The 26,389-nt window shown below is 37.5% G+C and carries 21 protein-coding genes; 17 read left to right on the top strand and 4 right to left on the bottom strand.

Translation table 11 applies throughout. The features are described from left to right. Positions 1–136 precede the first annotated feature (136 nt). From WN948_RS13790 to WN948_RS13755, 8 genes are all read left to right on the top strand, one after another. On the top strand, positions 137–1,501 hold the full coding sequence (locus tag WN948_RS13790) for a transposase (protein ID WP_342304756.1): 1,365 nt from the start codon (positions 137–139) through the stop codon (positions 1,499–1,501). 93 nt (positions 1,502–1,594) lie between these two features. Next, entirely contained in the window at positions 1,595–2,122 is a 528-nt protein-coding gene (locus tag WN948_RS13785; protein ID WP_342304755.1) for a metal-dependent hydrolase, read from the top strand. A 195-nt stretch (positions 2,123–2,317) separates the two neighbouring features. After that, a complete protein-coding gene (locus WN948_RS13780) occupies positions 2,318–5,350 on the top strand; it encodes a PAS domain S-box protein (RefSeq protein ID WP_342304754.1) in 3,033 nt (1,010 codons plus the stop codon). A gap of 12 nt (positions 5,351–5,362) precedes the next feature. Next, entirely contained in the window at positions 5,363–6,484 is a 1,122-nt protein-coding gene (locus tag WN948_RS13775; RefSeq protein WP_342304753.1) for a response regulator, read from the top strand. Between the two features lie 130 nt (positions 6,485–6,614). Further along, positions 6,615–7,280, top strand: a complete 666-nt coding sequence (locus tag WN948_RS13770; RefSeq protein WP_342304752.1) for a DapH/DapD/GlmU-related protein — start codon at positions 6,615–6,617, stop codon at positions 7,278–7,280. 56 nt (positions 7,281–7,336) lie between these two features. Beyond that, positions 7,337–8,422 carry a DegT/DnrJ/EryC1/StrS family aminotransferase gene (locus WN948_RS13765; protein WP_342304751.1) on the top strand — a complete coding sequence of 362 codons (1,086 nt, stop codon included), beginning with the start codon at positions 7,337–7,339 and terminating at the stop codon, positions 8,420–8,422. Continuing rightward, a complete protein-coding gene (locus tag WN948_RS13760) occupies positions 8,416–9,354 on the top strand; it encodes a UDP-N-acetylglucosamine 3-dehydrogenase (protein ID WP_342304750.1) in 939 nt (312 codons plus the stop codon). Before WN948_RS13765 ends, WN948_RS13760 begins: the two co-directional genes overlap by 7 nt. A gap of 5 nt (positions 9,355–9,359) precedes the next feature. Next, positions 9,360–10,793 carry a nucleotide sugar dehydrogenase gene (locus tag WN948_RS13755; protein WP_342304749.1) on the top strand — a complete coding sequence of 478 codons (1,434 nt, stop codon included), beginning with the start codon at positions 9,360–9,362 and terminating at the stop codon, positions 10,791–10,793. A gap of 21 nt (positions 10,794–10,814) precedes the next feature. On the opposite strand, the gene WN948_RS13750 is transcribed toward WN948_RS13755, so the two are convergent. The 3 genes from WN948_RS13750 to WN948_RS13740 all read right to left on the bottom strand — a co-directional run bounded on the left by WN948_RS13750 (position 10,815) and on the right by WN948_RS13740 (position 12,627). Beyond that, complete coding sequence (locus WN948_RS13750; RefSeq protein ID WP_342304748.1) at positions 10,815–11,411, bottom strand: VanZ family protein; 597 nt, start codon at positions 11,409–11,411, stop codon at positions 10,815–10,817. 49 nt (positions 11,412–11,460) lie between these two features. Continuing rightward, positions 11,461–12,360: an NAD-dependent epimerase/dehydratase family protein gene (locus tag WN948_RS13745; protein ID WP_342304747.1), complete on the bottom strand. Its 900-nt coding sequence runs from the start codon at positions 12,358–12,360 to the stop codon at positions 11,461–11,463. Positions 12,361–12,480: 120 nt separating this feature from the next. Then, positions 12,481–12,627 (bottom strand): hypothetical protein, encoded by a 147-nt coding sequence (locus WN948_RS13740; protein WP_342304746.1) that lies wholly within the window; start codon positions 12,625–12,627, stop codon positions 12,481–12,483. A 335-nt stretch (positions 12,628–12,962) separates the two neighbouring features. Here WN948_RS13740 and WN948_RS13735 point away from each other — a divergent pair, with 335 nt between their 5' ends. Then, positions 12,963–13,943 (top strand): glycosyltransferase 4 family protein, encoded by a 981-nt coding sequence (locus WN948_RS13735; protein ID WP_342304745.1) that lies wholly within the window; start codon positions 12,963–12,965, stop codon positions 13,941–13,943. Positions 13,944–14,298: 355 nt separating this feature from the next. On the opposite strand, the gene WN948_RS13730 is transcribed toward WN948_RS13735, so the two are convergent. Continuing rightward, positions 14,299–17,001: a putative Ig domain-containing protein gene (locus tag WN948_RS13730; protein WP_342304744.1), complete on the bottom strand. Its 2,703-nt coding sequence runs from the start codon at positions 16,999–17,001 to the stop codon at positions 14,299–14,301. Between the two features lie 326 nt (positions 17,002–17,327). Between WN948_RS13730 and rfbA the strand changes: the two genes are divergently transcribed. The 8 genes from rfbA to WN948_RS13690 all read left to right on the top strand — a co-directional run bounded on the left by rfbA (position 17,328) and on the right by WN948_RS13690 (position 26,298). Then, a complete protein-coding gene (gene rfbA, locus WN948_RS13725; RefSeq protein WP_342304743.1) occupies positions 17,328–18,197 on the top strand; it encodes a glucose-1-phosphate thymidylyltransferase RfbA in 870 nt (289 codons plus the stop codon). Continuing rightward, positions 18,187–19,272, top strand: coding sequence for a dTDP-glucose 4,6-dehydratase (gene rfbB / locus WN948_RS13720; RefSeq protein WP_342304742.1), 1,086 nt, complete (start codon positions 18,187–18,189; stop codon positions 19,270–19,272). The genes rfbA and rfbB overlap by 11 nt, the downstream gene beginning before the upstream one ends. Next, positions 19,241–20,314: a DegT/DnrJ/EryC1/StrS family aminotransferase gene (locus WN948_RS13715; protein WP_342304741.1), complete on the top strand. Its 1,074-nt coding sequence runs from the start codon at positions 19,241–19,243 to the stop codon at positions 20,312–20,314. The genes rfbB and WN948_RS13715 overlap by 32 nt, the downstream gene beginning before the upstream one ends. Beyond that, the gene (locus WN948_RS13710) at positions 20,311–21,027 is read left to right on the top strand and encodes a WbqC family protein (RefSeq protein WP_342304740.1); all 717 of its coding nucleotides are present in this window, start codon (positions 20,311–20,313) and stop codon (positions 21,025–21,027) included. The genes WN948_RS13715 and WN948_RS13710 overlap by 4 nt, the downstream gene beginning before the upstream one ends. 265 nt (positions 21,028–21,292) lie before the next feature. Continuing rightward, positions 21,293–22,150 carry a hypothetical protein gene (locus WN948_RS13705; RefSeq protein ID WP_342304739.1) on the top strand — a complete coding sequence of 286 codons (858 nt, stop codon included), beginning with the start codon at positions 21,293–21,295 and terminating at the stop codon, positions 22,148–22,150. Positions 22,151–22,171: 21 nt separating this feature from the next. Then, the gene (locus WN948_RS13700) at positions 22,172–23,428 is read left to right on the top strand and encodes a hypothetical protein (protein WP_342304738.1); all 1,257 of its coding nucleotides are present in this window, start codon (positions 22,172–22,174) and stop codon (positions 23,426–23,428) included. 150 nt (positions 23,429–23,578) lie between these two features. Further along, positions 23,579–25,030 carry a lipopolysaccharide biosynthesis protein gene (locus tag WN948_RS13695; RefSeq protein ID WP_342304737.1) on the top strand — a complete coding sequence of 484 codons (1,452 nt, stop codon included), beginning with the start codon at positions 23,579–23,581 and terminating at the stop codon, positions 25,028–25,030. Between the two features lie 80 nt (positions 25,031–25,110). Then, positions 25,111–26,298 carry a TDP-N-acetylfucosamine:lipid II N-acetylfucosaminyltransferase gene (locus WN948_RS13690; protein WP_342304736.1) on the top strand — a complete coding sequence of 396 codons (1,188 nt, stop codon included), beginning with the start codon at positions 25,111–25,113 and terminating at the stop codon, positions 26,296–26,298. Positions 26,299–26,389: the final 91 nt, after the last annotated feature.

Genomic DNA, 26,389 nt, shown 5'->3' with positions numbered 1-26,389 from the left:
GTACCCCGCTGGCTGTTGATCAACTCATCGTAACAACATTAAAATCGTATTCCATCTCCTAAAAAAAGCAAACGTTTAAAACAACATTAAAATAATAAGAAAACAATATAATGTTGTTGTTTTTTCGAGTGATATTATGGTCCGCAAAGAAGGTCAGAAGTGCAGGAATCTTAGGTTTCTCATCCATCCAAGTCCAGAACAGGAACTAAAACTGGAAGAAACCATGGAAACCTGCAGAAGATTATGGAACGACCTTTTATCAACGAGAGTTGAACTATATGATAGATATGGATTATATCCTGACTCTACGATGTTTGAGAAACAACTCAAGTTCTTCGAGTATGCCAACAACATACATTCTCAGGTAAGACTCAATGTATTCGAAAGACAACAACAAGCATATTTCAAGTTCTTAGACGATATCAAGAATGGTAGACTTAAAGGAAGAAAACCAAGAAGAGGTACTTTCGTTAAAAAAAAGGAAGTTCCTGCAGCAAATACTCCTTCTTCTCTTTCAAGTAAACATGGCTCTAAGTACGTCAAATATGATGGAATTCTTCCAAAAGGCCATCCTGGATTCAAAGGAAAAGAAGACTACCATAGTTTCACGTACAAGCAACATGGAAATGGTTGGAAACTAACAGAGAATAGTTTGTTCCTGTCAAAGATAACTGATAAGAACAATTTGATCAAGATCGATGTTAATAACAACCTCCTCACTGATCAGTTGAAAACGTGTACCATTAAAAAAGAAGGAAAGAAATGGTTTGCATTCATAACAATTGAAGTTCCTGAATATCCAGAACCAATAATACCTATCACTATGATAGGTATCGACCTTGGATTAAATGCTTTGATAGCAACATCAGATGGAGAACTTATTGAACCACCTAAGTTGCTCAGGAAAGCAGAGAACAGGTTAGCTATCGAACAAAAAAAACTTGCTAAAATGGAATATGGTTCCCAGAACTACCTTAAACAGAAACTAAGAGTGAACAGGATTCACCGAAAAGTTAAGGGAGCAAGGAACCATTTTTCACATTGTCTAAGCAAGTTGCTTGTATCAAAACACGACCTGGTAGTTTTTGAGGACCTGAAAATAAAGAACCTTGTTAAGAACTCAAGATTAGCCAAGTCTATTCACGATGCAAGTTGGGCTAGACTTGTTCAGCATACTACATACAAGGCTGCTGAGAAAGGAAAGACTGTTGAGAAAGTCAATCCTAAGAACACAACTCAGACCTGCTCAGTATGTGGAAAAAAGAGGAAACGAAAGGTACAGCAAGGAGATAAGGTGTTTGAATGTGACCATTGTAACTCTTCGTTAGATAGGGATATCAACGCTAGTATCAATATACTAAAGAAATCTAAAACATACAAAAATACCGTGGGGCTCACGGGAATTAACGGCTGTGGAATTGGGACCGCTACAACCAGTTGCTTAACTGGATTGCAAGTACCGACAACGAATCAGCAATTGCTTAACCTAATACAAGGTTAAGGCTCCTTAGGGGTTCAAAAGAACCAAACGACTTTAGTCGTTGGAGTAGTCAGGAAAAACAATAAATCACCCCATTCGCAATACTAAAAACAAATGTTCATCTTCGGCCACATCGGTATAACCCTTGGAATACTCACCCTTCTAAAACAGCATCCTGCACTCTCAAAGATGCCCACATCCCTGTATGTGGTCGCCTTTGGGGCCATGCTCCCTGACCTTATAGACAAACCCCTTGGAGAGGTCATCTTCGCAAGCTCAATCGGTAACGGAAGGATATACGGACACACGCTGCTCTTCTGCCTGCTGTTACTGCTGACCGTAATTCACCTCTACAAAAAAAGAGGAGACAAACGTCTGCTGGTAATTCCTGCTGCCAGCTTCATGCATATTATGGAAGACAGACTCTGGATGACACCACAGACACTGTTCTGGCCACTGCTGGGCTGGCAATTCCCTGACGGCCACTATTCAGCAGGCATACTGGACTATTTCCTGGGAATCTTTAGAAATGCATACACACCGGCACTAAATTATGTATTCCTGTCAGAGATCATAGGGATAATCATACTGTTTGTTGCAGGAATCATCCACCTTAAAAATGTTCATAAAAAAGTCATTTAGTTATTAACACTAAGAAGAGTTAAGAATACAATAGAAGGATTTATACAGGCAAGTTAATAATATATAAAATATATAACACATTGCATACATACTTCATGAACAATTGTGATTCAAAAGTATAAAATCAGGGTCAATAAATTGTAGTGGCACATTGCTCTGGTTATAATGCATATAACAGATCAAGCGGCAGGAAGAATGAAGAGGAAGATCGAAGAGAACATAAAACTCAAAAAACTTGTCATATACTCAGAGGAACTCTTCCAAAGCCCCGCTGATAAAATAAATTACCAAAAAATAACCGATGCTCTTCTGGATATATCTGAAGCCAAATATGCGGTTTTCAATCTGTTTGAAGAAAAAACAAATTCCTTTTTTACAAGAGCTGTTTCAGTCCCATTAACCGATGTAAAGAAAATATATTCAATGATGGGATTTAATCCTGAAGGCAAAGAATGGAAAAGGAACCCCAATCTTGCAAGAAAAATTAAAAATAGTAATATTACCCGTTTTTCTGCTTTTCATGAGCTAACTGGAGACCAGATCCCGGAAAAGACTGCAATACTTATGGAAAGGACCCTCAGTGCAGGAGAGACAATTGTAGCAAATATATTCAAAGACAATGTCAACCTGGGTTATTTTATATTAGTAATGGATTCCGGAAAGATCCTGACCAATGAAGACCTCATTGAAGTATACACCCGGCAGGTAGGTCTTTTACTGGACCGTAAAAAAGTAGAAGAAGAACTTCAATTTCAGTTCTGGTTCCAGAAGATGGTCTCTGAGATATCGGCTGGTTTTGTAAGTGTACCTGATGAAGAACTTGATCACGTAGTTGATGAGGCGCTAAAGAAATGTGCCATGCTGTTTGAGATCGATAGGGCTTATATATTTCTTTTTTCAGAAAACGGGACAAATATGAGCTTTGCCAATGAATGGTGTGCACAGGGAATCGAACCCCAGATAGACCGGATACAGGATTTCAACCTTAGCGAGTACCCATGGTTTAAAGAGAACATACGAAAGAAAGGACACATACACGTTCCTGATGTTGACAAACTTCCCTCTGAAGCAGATACTGAAAAGAACGTTTTCAAGACACATTTAATTCGATCTGTTCTGGACATACCCCTTACAAAAGACGGAAAAGTTATCGGCTTCATGGAATTTGATGCCGTCAAAAACAAGCATGTGTGGACCGAAGAACAAATCTCCCTTCTCAAAGTCGTAGCTGGAATAATAGTCAGCGCATTTGAAAAGAAATATGAAACAGAAGAATTACTCAAACGGGAGATGCAGCTCAATGACGCCCAGAGGATCGGACACATAGGAAGCTGGGAGTTTGACCTGAACCAGGGAACGGTTCATGCCTCTAAGGAAGCATGCAGAATATACGGAGTTGAAAACAGACAAACAACGATCCGGGAAGTGCAGAGCCTCGTACTTCCGCAGTACCGCCCAATGCTCGATAAAGCACTTTCCCGACTCATTAAAGAAAATCATCCCTATGACGTGGAGTTCAGTATCAAAAAACCAAAAGACGGTATTGTTCGCCATATCTACTCCGTTGCCGAGTATCATGCTGAAAGGAATGTAGTTACAGGAACTCTTCATGACATCACCGAGCGTAAGGAAGCAGAAGAGAAGCTTGCCGAAGAGGAAGTCTGGAAGCATGCACTGATAGAAAATTCCATGGATGGGATATTAGTGGTCGATACGACTGGTAAGGTTTACGAAGCTAACCAGCGCTACGCGGACATGCTGGGTTATTCACTGGAAGAGATCAGACAATTATCTATATGGGACTGGGATACACAATTTACACATGAACAACTACTGCATATGGTCAAAAATATGCATGAGACCGGAGATTACTTTGAGACATTGCACAAGCGCAAGGATGGAACCGTTGTAGATGTTGAGATCAGTACCAGCAGCGCAATCTGTGGTGGACAGGAACTTGTCTTTTGCATGTGCAGGGACATCTCCGACAGGAAACGTTCTGAAGAAGAACTGAAGAACAGGACACAAACACTTGACCTGGCACTGGAAGCAACCTGTGCCGGAATATGGAACCTTGACCTTACAACTGGCAATATACAATTAGAGGGGCTGGATAGCTGGAAAATGATCACCGGATATTCCACGAATGACTTCTCTCATTTCAACCTTGAAATGTGGTCCGAAATGATACATAGCGATGACATTGAGACTGCAACTCAAAAATTACAGGATACAATTACCGGTAAAGATCAACGTTATATAGCAGAGTACAGGATGCAACACAAAGAAGGTCACTGGACCTGGGTACGCGCTCATGGCAGGATTGCAAGGTACGATGATGCAGGCACTCCTCTCAACATGTACGGCACACATATCAGCATCAATGAAAGTAAGGTAGCTGAAGAAAAAGCGAAAGCTGCCAGCAGGGCAAAATCTGAGTTCCTTGCCAATATGAGCCATGAGATACGCACCCCACTAAATGGCATCATTGGCTTTTCCGACCTGCTGATGCACTCAGAACTCGAAGAGCAGCAATTGCAGCACATGCAAACGATACACGCATCTGCCAATTCACTGCTTGACCTCATCAACGATGTACTGGACATCTCAAAGATAGAAGCAGGTAAACTTGAACTGGATACAGAAACTAGCGACTTAGTAGAACTGTGTGAGCAGATCGCAGATATGCTAAAGTACAAGATCCATGAGAAAGGCCTTGAACTGTTGCTGAACATCTCTCCTCATCTACCACAATATGCCATAGCGGACCGTGTGAGATTAAGACAGGTATTGGTCAATCTTTTAGGAAATGCAACAAAGTTTACCGAAACCGGAGAGATCGAACTTAAAGTTGAAGCTACTGCCGGCCATCCCGGTGAAATGGATTTCACATTCTCTGTAAGGGATACGGGAATTGGCATTGCTGAAGATAAAAGAGCAAGGATATTCAATTCATTTGCACAGGCTGACGGATCAATTACCCGAAAATATGGAGGTACGGGACTTGGCCTTAGTATCTCTAATGAATTGCTGGAGAAGATGGATTCCAGACTCGAACTTGAAAGTAAAGAAGGTGAAGGAAGCAGATTCTATTTTACTGTAAGTCTTCCTGCAGAACAGAGCGAAACTATTACTATTGATAGTCTGGAAAACATCAAAAAAGTCCTCATTGTAGATGACAACAGCACTAACCGCTTGATCTTACAGAACATGCTTCAGACGAGGTAACTCAAAGTTGACATGGCAGCCAGCGGCATGAAAGCCATAGACATGCTTCACAAAGACCGGGATTACGATCTGATAATTGCCGATAAGAATATGCCTACAATGGATGGAGATGAAATGGTTCTCATCATACGTGAGGAGAACAGTATATCCCAAAAAAGTACCCCTGTGATCCTGTTACACGATTCTACAGACATTTCCCCAATACACAGACAATACGATCATAAGAACTGTGCCAGTATCATGAAACCGATCAGAATGACAGAGCTTTTCGAAATGATTACTTATATAGATTCTGCAAAAGGACCGCAAAATAATAGCATCATAATCAAAAAAACGGTTTCATCTAATTCTCCTGATGTCCACCAGTATAGTATACTCATTGCCGAGGACAATGAAACAAATATGCTTCTTGCATCAACTATCATCTCCAATCTTTTACCTAAAACAACGATAATACAGGCAAAGGACGGAAAGGAAGCAGTCCGTATGTTCACTGATAAAAAGCCTGATCTTATTGTCATGGATATACAGATGCCCGAAGTAAGCGGATATGATGCTACATTAATGATAAGGGACCTTGAGAAAGGAGACGGAGAACATACCCCTATTATTGCCCTGAATGCTGGCGTTCTCAAGGGCGAAAAAGAGCGATGCTTTGAGGCAGGAATGGATGATTATGTCACTAAACCAATAGTAACAGACAACATTCGTCATATTTTGAATAAATGGCTGCCTGGATTTGAAAGTTCAAAAACTATGTATAAATGTTCTGAAACAAGAAAAAACTCTCATTTCGACAGGGAACGACTCATGAACAATGTAGGTGGCAGCAAAGAATTATATGACCGTCTTATATCCATGGCAATAGCATCTTTTACTCGTGATTTTAAAGATATCATGGATTCTTTTTCAGAAAATGATATGGATACTATAAAGGGTATCGCACATCGCACAAAAGGTACAGCTCTCAATATTGGTTTCAACTATCTGGCAAACCTTTGTGTTGAACTCGAAAAAGCAGCGGATATGGATCATACAGGTACTACCGGATTATTGGAAAAGATGAGAATTGAAATCGATTATCTGAGAGATTACTTTGAACAAACAGAACGAAATATGTCTCTAAACCTTTGATACATATTTCCCTATGCATCCGTCAAAATAATAAAACATTCGCACAATCCCATCATCATGATGAGAATATAAAACCTGAATAAATTTATATAAACTAAAACTCTTAAATGATGTGAATATGGGTGGGAACATGCAAAACAGCACATACATTCACAAAACTGTAAACCTTTATGGTTCCAGTAGCATAGGTGATAGCTCGGTGGTCCTTGAGAATGTCATGCTGGGATATCCACAGCATAGCATCCTGATGGAGATAACAAAAGCCGGCATTGAAATAGATGAATATGACTTTCCAGGATCATTTATAGGGAACAATGCATTCATAAGAGCCGGAAGCACGATCTTCAGCAACGTCCGGACCGGGAATAATTTTAAGACAGGACATAATGCCATGATCCGGGAAAATACTGTAATAGGGGACAATGTACTCATTGGTACCAATGTTATCATTGACGGTAATGTAAGTATAGGAAACAATGTCAGTATCCAGGGAAATGTGTATATTCCCACACATGTGACCATAGAGGATAATGCATTCATCGGACCCTGTGCCGTGCTTGCCAATGACAGATACCCCATAAGAGGAGAGTACCACCCGGAAGGACCAATACTTAGAAAAGGAGCATCCATCGGGGCAAATGCTACCCTCATACCAGGAGTTGAGATTGGGGAGGGAGCAATGGTGGCTGCCGGGGCTCTGGTTACAAAAGATGTGCCTGCGTGGAAACTGGCAATCGGTTGTCCTGCAAAGATAGTTGATCTCCCGGATAAACTGGAATTTTTAAATAACATCTGATCACGAAAAATAGGATATAAAATTATACTTTTTAAATAATGGAGACCCGTATTATCATGATACCCATTGCAAAACCACAGCTCGATGATGCTGAGGTACAGGCAGTCAGCGATGTGCTACGCTCAGGAATAATAGCTGAAGGGAAGCGAGTAGCTGAGTTTGAGCAGGCTTTCGCTGAATACACAGGTATGGAACACGCCGTTGCCGTTAATTCCGGCACTGCAGCCCTTCATGCTGCTTTACTTGCCCATGGAATAGGCAAAGGTGACGAAGTTATCACCAGTTCTTTTAGTTTTATAGCCACTGCAAATTCTATACTTTTTACTGGTGCAAAGCCGGTATTTGCAGATATCGAAGCCGACACATTCAACCTTAATCCTCAGCTTATTGAGGAGAACATAACCCCTGCGACAAAGGCTATTATGCCTGTGCACCTCTACGGTCATCCTGCATATATGAAACTCATGAAAGAAATAGCAGAGGACCATCATCTGGTCCTGATAGAAGATGCCTGTCAGGCACACGGGGCTGCTTACAATGGCAAAAAAGTTGGTTCTTTTGGTACCGGAGCCTTCAGTTTTTATCCCACCAAAAACATGACTACCAGTGAGGGTGGCATAATCACCACAAACAAAAAGGATGTGGCAGACAGAGCACGTATGATACGCTCGCATGGTTCAAAACAACGGTATCTGCATGAGACACTTGGGTACAACCTGCGCATGACGGACATCTCAGCAGCCATCGGACTGGTACAACTCAAAAAGCTTCCAGAATACACATCCAGAAGGCAGCACAATGCAAAACTGCTTACTGAAAGCCTCGGAGATACAGAGGGAATAAAATGCCCCACAATACGCGATAAGTACAAACACGTATTTCATCAGTACACGATTCGCACTCATAGCAGGGATTCACTGGCGGAGCACCTAAAGAACAAAGGAATCGGGACAGGTATTTACTATCCCATCCCCATTCATAAGCAGCCATATTACAAGGAACTTGGATACAACGATAATCTGCTGGTGACAGAGAAAGCTTCCAGGGAAGTGCTCTCCTTGCCGGTACACCCGGGAGTTACGGATGAAGACATTGTTACTATAAGTGATGCCATAAAAGACTGGAGTGATCTGAAATGTTGAAAGTTGGAGTTATCGGTGCCGGAGCCATGGGAAAGAACCACATACGCATCTACAGTGAAATGACAGGTGTGGAACTTGCAGGCATTTCAGACATTGACAAGGAGCTTGTAGATGGACTTGCACAGCAATACCATACGAAGGCTTTTACAGATTACAAAGAACTCCTAGCTGAAGGACTTGACGCCGTAAGCATTGTGGTTCCTACTAAAATGCACAAGCAGGTAGCCATTAATGCTATCGATGCCGGTGCACATGTACTGGTAGAAAAACCAATTGCTGACACCGTTGAGAATGCAAAAGCCATAATTGAGGCTGCTGAAAATAAAGATCGTCTTCTGATGGTAGGACATATCGAGAGATTCAACCCTGCTGTCATCAAACTCAAAGAGATAATAGAAGCAGGTCTGCTGGGCAAGATCGTCTCGATATCCACAACAAGGGTCGGACCTTACAACCCCAGGATAAGAGATGTAGGAGTCATACTGGATATCGGAGTACATGATATTGACGTAATATCCTTCCTCTATGGCAGACCTGTGAACCAAGTATATGCTGTAGCAGGTGCAGATATCCATTCTTTTGAGGACCATGCAACTATCCATATGCGTCTGGACCATGAGTTCTCCGGGCTTGTGGAAGTGAACTGGCTGACCCCGCACAAAGTTAGAAAACTTACAGCTGTGGGTGTAAGTGGTGTTGCTTATCTGGACTACATCGACCAGACCGTGGAACTGCATGATAGCGACTGGGTAAGAAAAGCAAAGATAGAGTCAAAGGAACCTCTTAAGAACGAACTCGAATACTTCATCGATTGCATTAAAAAAGGAAAACAACCTGAACCTTGCGGAATGGATGGAAACCATGCACTAAAAGTCAGCCTGGCTGCCATCGAGTCCTACAAAAATGAAAAATTAATAGAGATTAAAGAGTGATTATCATGAGCCAAAAACTTGAGGACATACTAAAAGAGAAAGGCCCTATAAAAAAGATAGGTGTCATAGGCATGGGATATGTTGGCATCCCTGCTGCTGCACTGTTTGCTGATTCTGAAAAATTCGATAAGGTACTGGGCTTCCAGAGAGATTCAGTCTCATCAGGTTATAAGATAGACATGCTCAATGGTGGTGAGAGTCCCCTTAAAGGAGAAGAACCCGGCCTTGAGGAATTACTTAAAAAAGTAGTTGATGCAGGAAAGTTCGAATGTACACCGGACTTTTCAAGGATATCCGAAGTGGATGCAATTACTCTGGCCATACAGACACCTTTTGCAGACTCAAAGGCACTGGAACCTGATTTTGGCGCACTTAAGGAGGGCATCCGCAATGTGGGTAGATATCTGCGACCAGGTATGCTCGTGGTACTCGAATCAACCATCACACCCGGAACCACAGAAACCATGGCAAAGGACATATTGGAAGAGGAATCCGGCCTTAAAGCAGGAGAGGATTTTGCATTAGCTCATGCACCAGAAAGGGTAATGGTAGGAAGACTTCTCCGTAATATACAGGAGCATGACCGCATTGTAGGAGGCATTGACCAGCCAAGCACCGACAGGGCAGTAGAGCTTTACAGCCCTGTGCTCACAAAGGGTAAGGTCATACCCATGAGCGCTACTGCAGCTGAGGTTACAAAAACTGCAGAGAACACTTTCAGGGACCTGCAAATAGCAGCAGCAAATCAACTTGCACTGTACTGTGAGACCATGGGCATCAACGTCTATGATGTCAGAGCGGGAATTGACAGTCTGAAAGGAGAAGGCATCACCAGGGCAATACTCTGGCCAGGTGCAGGTGTTGGTGGACACTGTCTTACCAAGGATACCTATCACCTTGAACGCGGTGTTAAAATGGGAAGTGAAGCCCTTGACTATCCACAGGATGCAGAATCGATCTACGTACTTGCACGCAGGGTCAACGATTTCATGCCTGTGCACACGTACAACCTGACAGTTGCTGCGCTTAAGAGGATTGGCAAGGATATTAAAGGTTCGAAGATCGCCATGCTGGGATGGGCTTTTATTAATGATTCAGATGATGCACGTAACCCACCTTCAGAGCCTTACAGAGACATGGTCATTGCAGCAGGTGCAGACCTTATGGTTCATGACCCACATGTACTGAATTATCCGGATATTGATATACACAAGGATGTAGAAGAAGTAATTTCAGGCTCTGACGCAGTTGTTATTTTTACTGGCCACAAAGAATACTTTAATCTGAAACCTGATGTCATAAAGAAAATGACCGGCATGAAAACTACTGTGATCATAGATGGGAGAAATGTCATAGACCCTGATATGTTCATCAATGCTGGATTTGTGTACAAGGGAATAGGTCGTGGAGACAAGAATGGTCACGAGATCATAAAATAAACATTTGAAGCAAAACCAGGTTTATTCTTGGTCATCCTTTCTCTTTTTTCGTTGCAGATTTACAATTATCACTATAACGAAAATCATCTGTGCAATTGTCACCCCGATCCCGTCAGCCAACAGATCATGCAAACTGGATGTACGGCCTGGTACAAATGATTGGTGAAATTCGTCTGAAATTCCATAGATTACACCAAGCAGCACCGCAAAGATGGCTGCATATTTACTCAATATGGTGTTGTCAGAGTTTTTGAACGTAAGATGCAGTAGTATACCAAGTCCAAAGTACAGGAACATGTGGGCTACTTTATCCATGTTACTATACGCGTATTCTGCAATATCAACAATAAAATCAAGACCCAGACTTTTGAAAAGAGTTGCCAGCTCATACATGATAGGTATCTTGAACATTGAGGAAGGAACACTCAGATTGGATTGGGATGACAGATAGAATATGAATCCTGCGTATAGTATTGTAAGGGCGATCAAAATGTTTTTCTTGTTCCTCTTGTAATCGAAATGCTGTATACGGGAGAAAACATCAAGTAAGAACTGCAAAAAATAGAGAGCATAAAATGCCAGATACGCGACATATTTGTTTTTGCTGAAGTTTTTCATATTTCAATTAATATAATGCTAATCAAAGTTAAAATAGCTATCCGGCCTTTCAGCCTACTATCTCCTCGAGACCTTTGTAGAGGTCAATTTCAGGTTTAAACCCTATATTCCTTGCCTTTGAAATGTCAGCGTAACTGTCCTTTATGTCACCCGGCATTGAGTCTCTGAACTCTATATCCATTTCCTTGCCAAAGATATCAAGGACGATCTGTGCAAGCTCGTCTATGCGTGTGACCCTGCCGGTGCCTACATTGTAGACCTCACCATTGTCTCCCCGACCACCGGCCAGCAGCATTATCATGTTCACTACATCGTGTGCGGAAACAAAATCTCTTGTGTTGGAACCATCCCCGAAGATAACAGGAGATAGATTTTCCCTTACACGACCTATGAATTTAGATATGACACCTGAATAAGGATTTGAAGGGTCCTGTCTGGGGCTGTATATGTTAAAAGGTCTTATACAAACCGTTGGCATTCCGTAGGCTTTGTGATACATACTGCAATACTTCTCACCACATAATTTGCTGGCACCATATGGTGACATGGGATTCTGAGGATGTTTCTCATCAACAGGAAGATACTCAGGATTGCCATAAACAGCAGCTGAACTGATGTAAATGAACCTCTCTGGATTTCCAGAACGGGCACCTTCAAGAAGATTGAGAGTTCCGAAGACATTATTGTCAGCATCGAATAACGGATCATCCATAGACTTTGCCACGCTTATCTGGGCTGCCGTATGAATAATAATATCATGCTTACCAGCTAATTCTTTTGCTGTAGGGGATCTGACATCTTCTTTTATGAAATGTACATGATCTGGTAATTCAGGGTCTTTGCCAGAGGAAAGGTTATCGAGGACTGTGACCTTATAATTATTTTGCATGAAGTCGACAAGATAACTGCCAACCTGGCCAATGCCGCCAGTAATAAGTACTTTTTTCATGAGTCTATGACTGTAAAATAAGTATATTAAACTACCCTGTACTTAATAATCAATATGATACTATCTAAAAAAGATATGTGTCCAAGTTCAGTAATAAATATCAGAACCTGGAGAACATTTTTAACCTAAAACTAAACCCCCGGAAGCATTCACAAAGGTCGCACGCTCCATACAATGAAGAGTGCAGAACATTACCTCACGGACAACGTTCTCATAAACATATATAGGACTACCGCACATTGCGCATTCTTTCTCTACTAATTTCATTTGTACCACCTTAAAATGCCCGATGTATAGTGTCCACACCAAAGCATTAACTATTGTATATAGTGACAATAACCCAATTGTCATTTTTATTTAGATGAATAATACTATATAAATTTATGTTCGATGCAATTAGTGATGCTCATTATGATGATTAGAAAATAAGAAATCCTCAAGAGGAAAAAGCTTATTATAATAGATAAGGAACATATCGCAAACAGCAGATAAGATATCAAAAAGGAAAATGCTTAGTGTTTGCGGTAAATTCATATATAATGTCAAAGCATTAAATGAATATATTTTTAACAATTATTTTATAGATAACAGAGGATTTAATTATGCTGGATTTGGAAGCACCATCAACGTTAGTGGCCTTAGTTCTTGCAAGCACCTTTTTGGCACCATTTATAGTGACTTTTATTTCAATGCCGTATTTCATAAAAAAACTGACAGAAAAAGGAGTCATTGCCAGAGACTACTACAAAAGAGAGGTGACCATGATCCCGGAGAGGGGAGGCATTGCCATTCTTCTGGTTGCAATGGTGTGCTTTTCATTGAACACGCTGTTCTTCAAATTTTCCACAACAAACTATGTTGTCCTCATAGTAATAGCCATGTTCGGGCTGTTTGGTATACTTGATGATATGATAGACATCGGAAGGGTTACAAAACTCCTTCTTATGTACTACTGTTCCTATCCTTTGATACAATATGCAACCCATACTGCATTCACACTACCCAGTGTAGGTGACATTGAACTAGGTATCCTTTATCTGCAGTTCATAGTACCTACTTACGTTCTGGTAGCATCTAATCTAGTGAACATGCATTCCGGCTTCAATGGCCTTTCCTCAGGACTTTCAGTGATAGTCCTTATAGCTCTCATTATAAAATCAGTTCTCATAGGAGATGTTGACAACATCTTTGCAGTGGTGAGCATAACCGGAGCGACCTTTGGTTACTACATGTACGATAAGTATCCTTCGAATATATTCTGGGGTAATATTGGTTCGCTTACCATAGGGGCTGCAATAGGAACTATGATCGTTATACAGGGGTTCATAATCAGTGGTTTTATTATGCTGATTCCGCACACCGTTAATTTCCTGATGTACGTCTACTGGAGAGTTATGAAATTCCCGGAAGCAAAATTTGGGAAGGAAAGGGAAGATGGTACTCTGGAAGTACCTAATGCGCTTACACTTAAATGGATACTGCCCTACTATCACAGGGTCACAGAGAGACAGGCTACATGGGCAATGTACGCTTTAACAGGGCTCTTCTGTGTGCTTGGGATATTGTTACCTGGAAGGATGTGAGATTCTTTTCCTTTACTTTTTTGAAGTATGGGTGAGTAAATGTAGAATGGTGAACCACATACATGTGTGTGCTATTAGATCTGTTCATTACTTACCTTTTTAGAACTACGGATTAAGGAGAAACAAAAGCCTTTGGGTTTATGTAACTAATTGCTTAGCGTATAATTTCTATTAATATTTATGCAATGTGCCGCCTGCGGCGGGTGGATGCATCAGTTCTAGTTCATGAACCGTTTAGCTTTCATCGTCTGAAACAAGGAAAAGAAGTGGTAGATATCTGATTTTGGGAATTAATCCCGAATGAAAAACAAAAAAAGAGCTTAGCCCCTCGAAAAGGGGCCATGTTGTTTCCTGATTATACTGTTTCACCAAAGTGACCTGCTACTATTGACAGATCCTGGATGTTCACAGTACTATCCTGGTTCACGTCCCAGCGAGGCAGATCACTGGTGTAGCTTTGACCGTAGTTCTGGCCTATGAGAGTGATGTCAAGTACGTTTACGATACCATCCTCATTGACATCCCATCTTGGCTGCAGATCGGTGATAGTCACAGTGCTTGAAGAGCTTACTTCATCGATACCATCACTTACTATTACCTCTATGGTGTGGGTTCCTGCAGACTCGTAGTCTAGGTTCCATGCATAGCTTGAAGCTGTGCTGACCTGTGAACCATCGATCTTTATTATATAACCAAGGCTCTGCCCGTCCTCATCGCTTGCAACCACGTTCACATTGATTGTGGAACCTTCCTCAAAGACAGAATTATCTGCAGGTTCAAAGAGAGTCATAACAGGCAAATGGTTCAGCGGAGTTACTATGATGCTTACGCTTACTGTGTCCGTGAGATAACCATCTGTAACCTCGAAAGCTGCTTCATAGCTTCCTGCATCCCCTTCTGATGGGGTCCAGCTGAATGTGGCTGTTCCTGTATCAAAGAATGCACCTGTAGGAAGTGAAGTGGCTGTATATGTAAGGTCATCTCCGTCAGCATCTATTGCACTTACTATGAAACTGAGGCTCTGTGCCTCATCCACGGACTTTGCAGAAATAGATGTGAACTCTGGAGCCGTATCAACCAGAACTGTAGCAGAAGAAACTGTGTATGCTGCAGGGTTTGAACTGGCATCACTCAATATAACATTAGCTAATTCAAGTTCAAGGATACCAGAGTCACTACCTGCAACCATATCCACTGTGGCCATGACCCCTGCTTGTGAAATTGTACCTGTACCTACTATTGCAGAGTACACATGGCTTAGAATACCAAATGTATTGTCAATACTACCATACTCAAAGGTTGTAGCAAATATGTCTGGCAAGAACAGACCACCCTCATTCACTGAAGAGATACTTGCAAGCTGGCTGTAGTGAAGATCGAACTGTGACCCTGTGAGAGATTGTGCCGGATCTATGTACACGTCAAGGCTGAATGATTCACCAGGTGCTACTGTTGTAGTGGATGGGGATATGCTGATGGATGAATATACCGATTCCACAGGTTCGGAAACTACTGCGGTCCACGTCCTTGAGATAGTTCCTGCAGCAGCAATACCGTCAAACTTAACTGTGTGTGTACCTGCGGTTTCCCAGTTTTCTACATGGTTTGTTGTGCCGCTTTCCACAAGGCTGCCATCAAGATACCAGAGAGCACTGGTGAATTCCTGACCGGAGTCTACGGTGAATGTTGTTGATTCACCTGTGTTTGCTGTGAGTGAGGTTGCAGATGGGGTGAATGAAAGGCCTGTGCCGGATGAGACCGGTGATTCTTCAGAAATATCAGTCGGAGTTACCAAAAATATAGTTGATGAATCTACATTCAATTTCAGAGTATTAGAAGATAAGTCGAATTGATCAGAACCACTTATTTTTAGAACTTCAAATTCCTGCCCACTATCACCTTCAAAAGTGATTGAGCCTTTGTATTTCAGAATAATTCTTTTTGCACCCACCATATCATTTACAGTTACACTTGAGGATTCACCCGAGACAACAATACTTCTTGAACTGGGATTCTTTACAACAATACCTTCACCATAAAGTACTAAAGTAGCACTATTTCCTTCATAAGTAGTATTATAGATTTTTCTATCATTTGTACCTAAATCTAAACCATTTGCAATATTATACATCGTATTATTTTTCACAGTACTATCCACTAGATATAACGATACACCTTTACCACAATCATATATCAAATTATTAGAAATGTTGCTTGTATAAAGATTAATATGATTTGTTGCTATTGGGAACGAATTTGCACTCGGATTATCCTTATCAACATCATGAATTATGTTGTTTATAATCGTGAGATTGTAGATAGTTTTGGTGTTTATCAAATTGTCCCTATCTTTAATATTAATAACATTGTGACCTGTGACATTATAAAATTCATTGTTTGAAATCGTAACATCATGAATTGGACGTCCATAGGAATAACTACTTGAAATATCCATTAGATTATGTCCACCAGATTGATTGTAAAAAACATTATTATCAATGAGGAGATTAGATGATCCACTAGATATATGAATAGTATTTTCTTGATAAGAACCATGCACCACACAATTATGTAGAGTATTATTAGAACCTATAACTTGAATCTGCCTTTTTGCACCAGTTATTTCAAACCCACTAACATTAATGAACTGTTGTCCATTGAAATTAATCATCCCTATTATAGATTGCGTCCCTACAACCTTTGGCCTACCGTTGAAAGCAACTAAAGTTATAGGTTCTGATTGAGTCCCACTATTTCTGAAATCTACATCATTAACTGGATAATAAGTACCATCCATGACATAGGTAGTGTCACCGGCAATCATATAGGCTGCCGCTTTATTAAGTGTCTCCCATGGATTTTCGAAACTGCCCTCGTTGTCATCACTGCCCCAATCTGCAACATAATATTCAGAAGCATAACAGGTACTCGATGTTAGTATGAATAAAGTGAAAGCTAATAATAATAATACTTTTAAGTTTCTTAAAAGCCGAGTTTTGCTATCAAAGTTAAGAGAGAACTTATTTGCAAAATTTCCGTTTTTCTCAAGCTGATTCATTTTAATTCCTCAATCTGTTTTACTCATTGTACAAGCAAATAAGTACTATGTTCATAAACAAATGAAAATGTGTTCATAATTAAATTCCAGACACCCAACATACACATCAAACTTATTACGCCATTTTGTTAATTTTATATGAATGAAAAACAATATAATATCCTAACGAATAATAATAATATTAAAATTGTAGTTTGCACTCTCATATACATAATGATATATATACTTTCTATTAAGAATATTTTTATTACTTTTGCAATCCAAAAAAAAGAATCTATTCAAAAAATAGAAAGTTTAAAGAGGACAAAAGAACATAGGGAAAAAACATGAAAGGTATGATCTTAGCGGGCGGTAGTGGGACACGGCTTTATCCAGTTACTTTACCAACATGCAAACAGCTTTTGCCAATATACGATAAACCGATGATATATTACCCCTTGTCCGTACTTATGCTGGCAGGCATAAGAGAGATACTAATTATTTCTACACCAAATGACCTCCCATTATTTGAAAAACTTTTTGGAAATGGTTCTAAATGGGGAATGAACTTATCGTATAAAGCCCAACCAACCCCAGACGGATTAGCCCAAGCCTTCATTCTAGGGGAAGAATTCATAGGGAAAGACAGTGTTTGTCTAATCCTTGGTGACAACATATTTTACGGTCCAAGATTTTCTCCCTTATTAAAAAAATCAGCAAATATAGATGAAGGAGCGGTCGTTTTTGGATACCAGGTCAAAGATCCTGAAAGGTTTGGAGTGGTAGCATTTGACAAAGATAAAAATGTTATTAGTATAGAAGAGAAACCAAAAAGTCCAAAATCCCATTATGCTGTGACTGGTTTGTACTTTTATGATAATGATGTGATTGAAATTGCTAAAAACGTTAAGCCATCGGATAGAGGTGAGCTTGAAATTACATCTGTAAACCAAGAATACCTAAAAAGAAAAAAACTGAAAGTTGAGCTTCTAGGACGTGGATTCGCCTGGCTTGACACCGGCACACATGATAGTCTTATTGCAGCCAGTCATTTTGTGCAAACTATTGAACAAAGGCAAGGATATAAGATAGCTTGTTTGGAAGAAATTGCCTATAATAATGGATGGATAAACGCTGAACAGGTTCGCATGATTGCAGATTTACTTAAAAAAACAGATTATGGTGCATATCTGGAAGGAGTGCTGAATGAAAGCTAATATTTTACTCACAGGCGGTGCAGGGTTCATAGGTAGTAACTTCATACCATATTTTTTGGAAAAATACCCAGAATACAACCTTATAAATCTTGATTTATTGACATATGCTGGTAATCTGGAAAAATTGAAAGATATCGAAAATAACACGAGATATAAATTCATAAAAGGGGATGTCTGTAATCGTGAATTGGTTGAGTTCATATTCAAAGAATATGAAATTAATGGTGTAATCCATTTCGCTGCTGAATCTCACGTAGATAATTCTATTAAGCAACCAGATATTTTTATTAAAACAAACATTAACGGAACACATACTCTTGCTGATGTAGCTTACAATACCTGGATGAAAAAACCATTTGTATATAAACAAAAATACACCAACTCTGAATCATCTGACGTTCAATCAATTAAAATTCCACGTTTTCACCATATATCAACAGATGAGGTATATGGTACATTAGGTTCAACAGGCTTTTTTACTGAAAAAAGCCCATATGCCCCAAACTCACCATACAGTGCAAGCAAAGCAGGCAGTGATATGATAGTTAGAAGCTACCATCATACTTATGGATTGAATACTGTAATTACAAATTGTTCAAACAACTATGGACCAAAACAGCATGATGAAAAATTAATCCCTAATATAATTCGTAATGCTATAAAGGGTAGTCCAATTCCAATATATGGCGATGGTAAGAATGTTCGCGATTGGCTCTATGTACTTGATCACTGTAAGGCAATTGATCTTGTTTATCATAATGGAAAAGCTGGTGATACATATAATATAGGTGGAAGAAATGAAAAAGATAATAATTATGTTGCCACGCAAATATGCCAGATATTAGATAAACTTGAACCAAAGCAAAAAGGAAGTTACAAGAACCAGATCATATACGTCGAAGACAGAGCAGGACATGACAGAAGATATGCTATCGATGCAAGTAAAATAGAAAATGATCTTGGATGGAAAGCAGAAGAGAATTTTGAAAGCGGTATATTGAAAACCATAAAATGGTACCTGAACGAATACGAAGGCACAAATAATGATAAATGTAACCAGACCCTACCTGCCTGACAGAGGTAACCTGAACAGATATATTAATAGAATCTATGAAACAGCCCGGTTAACTAATAATGGCCCTTTGGTGCAGGAACTAACAAAGAGATTAGAAAATTATCTAGGTGTTGAAAACCTCCTTTTAGTAGCTAATGGAACATTAGCTTTGCAAATCGCATATAAGGTTCTCGGAGTAAGTGGTCAGGCAATAACAACTCCTTTCAGCTTTGTAGCTACTACCAGCTCCCTAGTATGGGAAGGAATTGAACCCGTTTTTATAGATATTGATCCTGAAACATTCTGTATTGACCCTTCTAAGATAGAAGAGTCCATAGCATCGCAAACTACAGCAATAGTACCCACGCATGTATTTGGGAATGCCTGCGAAATAGATAAAATTGAAACTATCGCACGCCAACACAACTTAAAAGTAATATATGATGGTGCACATGCTTTTGGAGTAAAATATAAAGGAAAAAGTATTTTATCTTTTGGTGATGCAACAACAATAAGCTTTCATGCTACCAAACTTTTTCATACAATTGAAGGCGGAGCAATTATCTTTAAGAATAAAAAAGATTATGAAAGAGCCAAGTTAATGATTAAATTTGGCATTGACGAATCAGATTCAATAGTTGAATTGGGTATAAACGCTAAAATGAATGAATTCCAAGCAGCGATGGGATTGTGTGTTCTTGATGAAATCGACCTAATCATAGAAGAACGTTCTAAAATATGGAATCAATATAAAAATGCATTTACTGGGCATTTGCAGCTGCAACATCTTAATAGCAATGCTAGCAATAATTATAGCTATTTTCCAGTAATATTTACCACTGAGCATATGCTTTCAATGGTTAAGGATGCAATGAATAAAAATCAAATATACCCAAAAAGGTATTTTTACCCATCTTTGGATAAAATTGATTATTTACAGTTGCAGCAGAACAAAAAAATATCACAAGATATTGCTAGTAGAATTCTGTGTTTGCCCATTTATCCATACTTGAAAGATAAAGAGCAGGAAAAAATAATTGAAATTATATGGAGATTCTTATGAAATTAGCCATTATGCAGCCATATTTATTTCCATATCTAGGCTATTGGCAACTAATTAATGCTGTTGATTGCTTTGTTATTTACGATGATGTAGCATATATAAAGCAAGGATACATAAACAGAAATATTATATTAGTAGGCAGTGAACAAAAACGTATTACCTTAGAAGTAATAGGAGCAAGTTCAAATAAATTAATAAACCAAATTAATGTTGGAAATAATGCTCAAAAATTAATGAAAACCATAAGATATGCTTATTCAAAAGCACCTTATTTTGAAGAAGTTTTCCCACTATTAATGCATATCCTAAAAAATAATGAAAAAAACTTAGCTGTGTTTTTAGCTTATTCATTAAAAGAAATTTCGAGTTATTTAGGCATTGATACTCAATTCGTTTATTCAAGTAATATTGAAAAAAATAATAATCTAAAATCACAAGATAAAGTTATTGATATATGCAAAAAAACTGGAGCAAAATGTTATATAAATTCAATAGGTGGTCAAAAACTCTATCAAGAGAGTTTATTTGAAGAAAATGGCATAATTCTTAAATTTATACGTTCAAAACAAATTGAATACTCTCAATTCAATAATGTATTCATTCCAAATTTATCAATAATTGATGTTATGATGTTTAATTCCCCTGATGTAATAAGGCGCTACTTAAGCTGTTACAATCTAATAAAGGGAACAAATCAGTTAATTAAAAAGTAATATTTTTAATTCTTCGCCGATAGGGTAAATGAGGAGGTTGGATATATCATTATAGATTGTATGACTAAAATTGAAAGAACTAAGAACGTGAATATATTATGCTAATTATTAACTATATTATTCAGGTAGTGATTCTATAAAGTATAAATTTCTTAGTAGTAATTCTTATTCTAAAGAAATTGGTGGCTATTTTAGCTTAGAGCAACTTGTAAGTAACGAATACTATAAAGATTTAATAGCCTTAAATACAGCTCGAAATGCATTATTGTATATCCTCAAGGCAAAGAAAATTAAAAAAATCTATATCCCCTACTATTTATGCGATTCAATCGGCTTTATGTTAAGCAATAACGGATACGAATATGAGTATTATAATATTAATCTTGATTTAACTCCTATTTTTAATAAAGAGTTAGACGAGGATGAATACCTTTACATTGTTAATTATTTTGGACAACTGGAAAATGAAAAAATTATCCATTTAAAGAAAAAATATAGAAACATCATTTTGGATAATGTTATGGCTTTTTTCCAGAGACCTTTAAAAAATATAGATACAATATATTCGTGTAGAAAATTTTTTGGAGTTCCAGATGGAGCATATGTATCCACTGATACACTACTTAACGAAGAATTAGATTTTGCTAGCTCTAAAGACCGGATGAAACACTTGCTCGGCCGTTTTGAAGGAAATGCTTTTGAATATTACAATGATTTCCAAAAAACAGAGTTATCTTATAAAGTTGAGCCTCTAAAGAATATGTCCAAAATCAGCAAAAACATCATTGGAGCAATTGACTTTAATAAAGTTATACAAATAAGGAATGATAATTACAAATATCTTGAACATAGTCTAAACCATATTAACAGATTGAGGTGTGTAGCTCCAAATGGGGCTTTTGCATATCCACTTTATATTGATAATGGGATTGAACTTCGCAAAGAATTAGCAGAAATGCAAATATATATACCTACATTGTGGCCAAATGTACTACAAAACACTCCACAAAATAGTGTTGAGTACCAATATGCTGCGAATATACTACCTTTACCTTGTGATCAAAGGTATTGTAAGGAAGATATTGATTATATGTACAATGCACTTATATCTTTAATAAAATAAAATCTTAATAGAGAGATGAATATGTCTGATCTAAAAGGAAAAAAACTATTGTTGATGGGTGGAGTAAGAGATTCAATTAATGTTATAAAGAGAGCACAAGAACTTGGTGTTTATGTTATTGTGACAGATTATTTAATCGATTCTCCTGCAAAAAAAATAGCTGATGAAAGCTATCTTGTTAGCACAACCGATGTAGATGCAGTGGTAGATTTAGCTAATGAATTAAAAGTTGATGGTGTGTTCACTGCATATCTGGATTCTATGTTATCTTATTGTCAGAAAGTATGCGAAAAGCTCAATGTTCCATTCTATGCAACTGCAGAACAAATTGATATTATGACTCATAAAGATAAATTCAAAAATATCTGTGCTCAAAATGGGTTGAAGGTAGTTAAAGAGTATGAAATGAATAATGGAGATATTGGTGATATTCAATATCCTGTTATTGTTAAACCTGTTGATTCTGGAGGTTCAAAGGGTATATTTATCTGCTATAATGAAAAAGAACTTCTACAAAATTATCATGAATCCTTATCTTTTTCAAAAAGTCAGAATGTGCTTATTGAAGAGTACATGACAACTGAAGAAGTTGTTATGTATTATATTATACAAGACGGTCATATCGGTTTGTGTGCAATGTGTGACAGATACACTAATAAAAATCAAAGAGGAGTCGCACAAATTCCAACAGCATATATTTTTCCTTCTAAATATTCATCCACATTTATAAATGGGGACCACCAAAAAGTGGTAAATCTGATTAAATCGATGAACATAACCAACGGTGTACTGTTTCTGCAAGCATTCATGCATAATGGAAGAGCACATATTTATGAACCTGGTTTCAGATTTGCTGGTGCTCAAGGTCATAAAATTATAAAGGAAATGACAGAAATTGATGCTGTTGAATTGATGATAAGATATGCTCTTACCGGAGAAATGAAAGGACAGAAAATAAAAGATTTAGAGAAACCAGTGTTTGATATGTGGGCCTGCAAACTGACTCCAATTGCTCGAAATGGAAAAATATCAAATATCGAGGGGTTTGATAAGATAGCAAACATTCCGGAAGTGTTTGACATAACTCATGTACATCTTGAAGGAGACACTATTAATAACATAGGAACACTCGATCAACTAATTAGTAGAATATTTATTAAAGCTAAAACTAAAAACGATTTAGCAAGAGTCATTGAATTAATAAATTCAACTATTAAAGTTGAAGATGAAAACAATGAAAATATGCTTCTTGAACCTTTTAATCCATATTCATTTTAATCAAAAACATTCTATAAATAATTCTACATTTGGCATCAGTAATAAAAGATTCCATAAAAATAGATAAAATTATACATTTCTTCATGAAGCTGTGAGATTCCTCTCGTACAAGATAATTCAACAGTACGTTTTAAACTAAGATAACTATACATGTCACTCTCAAATAAAACTACAATCGGAGTCATCTGGAACTTTGCTGAACAGATGAGTAAAAGAGGAATTGGAGTAGTAATAACTCTTCTTCTTGCTCGGTTTTTGACACCCGATGATTATGGTTTGGTTGGAATGATGGCTGTGTTCATTGCCATAGCTAATCAATTAATGGAGTCGGGGTTTGATCAATCACTTATTCGAAAGTTGGATATCACACAAGAAGATTTTAATACAGCCTTTTATGCAAATATCTTACTGGGTATATTGGCTTATATATTTTTGTTCTCATCAGCCCCATTTGTAGCTGCATTCTATGAAGAAGCAAGGCTTATTCCTCTCATTCGTGTAGTAGGAATAACAATAATTATAAATTCGTTCCAAATCGTTCAAATATCTGCCCTCAGTCGTGATTTTAAGTTTAAATTGAAACTTAAGGCAACTTTACCTGCAACAATCATATCAGGAATAATTGCCATTACTATGGCAGCAATGGGTTTTGGTGTATGGGCATTGATTACCCAGATGATAGTTTACTCACTCTTAGTGACATTTTTTTTGTGGTCATTGAAGCTCTGGAAGCCAACAAGAAAAGTCAGTAGAAACTCATTTAAAGAAATGTTTGGTTTTGGATCAAAGTTGTTTGCATCTGGCTTAATTGATATTATATTTCAGAATTTGTACATAATTGTAATTGCAAAATTATTTTTAGCTTCAACTGCAGGATACTACTACTTTGCCAAAAAGATAAGAGAATTAGTTCTTAATCAGATTGTTAGATCCATACAAACCGTTACATATCCTGCTTTGTCAACATTACAAAAAGATGAGCTTAAATTGAAAATGGGATATAAGAAAATAATTAAAAGCACTGTTTATCTTTTATTTCCATTAATGACTTTTATGGCAGCTTTAGCAGAACCTCTTTTCAGAATATTATTGAATGAACAATGGTTGCCTGCAGTACCTTATTTACAGCTCCTTTGTATTGGAGGAGTAATGTATCCATTGCATTCAATAAACTTAAATATTCTTAAAGTGAAAGGGCGATCTGATCTTTTTCTTTACATAGAACTCGTTAAAAAAGCAATTGTTATAATAATTCTATTACCAAGTATAAAATATGGAGTAATAGGAATTCTCATAGGCCAAGTAATATCTTCATATTTAGTCTATATCCCGAATAGTTACTATTCAGGCAAATTAATCAACTATTCAATCAATGAACAAATTTTTGATTTTCTCCCAGAATTGGTACTGTCTTTTACTATTAGCATTTGTATTTATTTTGCTGTATCCCTATCAATCCTACCAGCATGTGCTGAACTAATACTGCTATCGACTCTGGCAATTATTACATACCTATCAGCCAGTTGTATTCTTAAATTTGAGTCATTTAAAATAATCAAACAAGTATTTAAACAAAATTTAAAATTATCAAATAGAAAATAGGATACAATTTAAATGATATAATAAATATAGTATAGAATCATACATATTATAACACGAACCATATGGAATTTGATTAGAACATGGTTACTAAAGCATACAATGATATTAGCATTCTTCATCTTGTACCAGATGAAAAATTCATAGATTCTGCATACTATTTTTTTGAATTGGTAGCTCCATCTTGTAACACATTTTTTTTACCATCAAGGACGAAAAAATTAGATTATATCAAAAAAACACCGGTTACTTTTATCGATCCTTTTTCATTTAAAAATCCCTATTTCATGAAAAAACTAGAAAAATACAATTTTATCGTTCTTCATTCCCTTAACAAATACAACCAAGAACTAGTAGCACATGCAAATCCTAAATTAAAATTTCTATGGATTGGAATGGGTTATGATTATTATGACCTTATATGTGATAGCGAAGATAGCTTATATCAAGAGAAGACAAAATTAATTATAAGCAAGATGGATAATACAAAAGATGATATCTTTCTCAAGTTTAAACACTGGGTCAAAAATAAACTTTATATGAATATGGGTAAAAAACAGGTCATTAGCAAAATTGCTTTTTTTTCACCTGTTCTAAAAAATGAGTATTTTATGGTTGCCCAGAATTTTAACTCCAAGTTTCCAATTTTTATTGAGTGGAACTATGGAAGTACATCTAAACTAATTGAAGGTAAAATTGAAAACATAAATCTAAACAGTAACAATATACTAGTGGGAAATAGTGCTACACCCACAAATAACCATATAGAAATCTTTGATTTTCTTAATAATCAAGATTTGAAAGGGAAAAAAATAATATGCCCATTAAGTTATGGTGATCGCTTTTATGCGACTATCTTAAAAAACAAAGGCAAATGTTACTTTGGGATAAAATTTTATAGTGTTGAAGAATTTATGCCATATGAAGAATACATGCATTTAATAAGCTCATGCTCAAATGTAATAATGAATCATCATAGACAACAGGCATTAGGTAACATTACAGCTATGATGTATATGGGTGCTAAAATATATTTAAACAAAATGAATCCAATATATATGCACTATAAAGAAAAAGGAGCAGTATTATTCACTATCGATGAATTATATAATAATCCTTCGCTGTTGGACTTATCTTTATCGAAAAAGGATATTGAAAATAATAAGCGAGTTATAAAGTCAATGTATCGTGAAGAACATGGAATTGAGAAAACCGGAAAGTTGATAACTAGTATAATGTCATCTTCACAAAAAAACACTAATGATTATTAATATTTTACATTTACAAAACAGATTTATCGGTCGTGAATTGGAGGATAATAAAGAGAAAATATCCGATTGAAATATTCTTTTCATCACACCA

The sequence above is a fragment of the Methanolobus sp. ZRKC5 genome (assembly GCF_038446525.1).
Lineage (GTDB): Archaea > Halobacteriota > Methanosarcinia > Methanosarcinales > Methanosarcinaceae > Methanolobus.
This window is presented reverse-complemented; position numbering and strand designations above follow the sequence as displayed.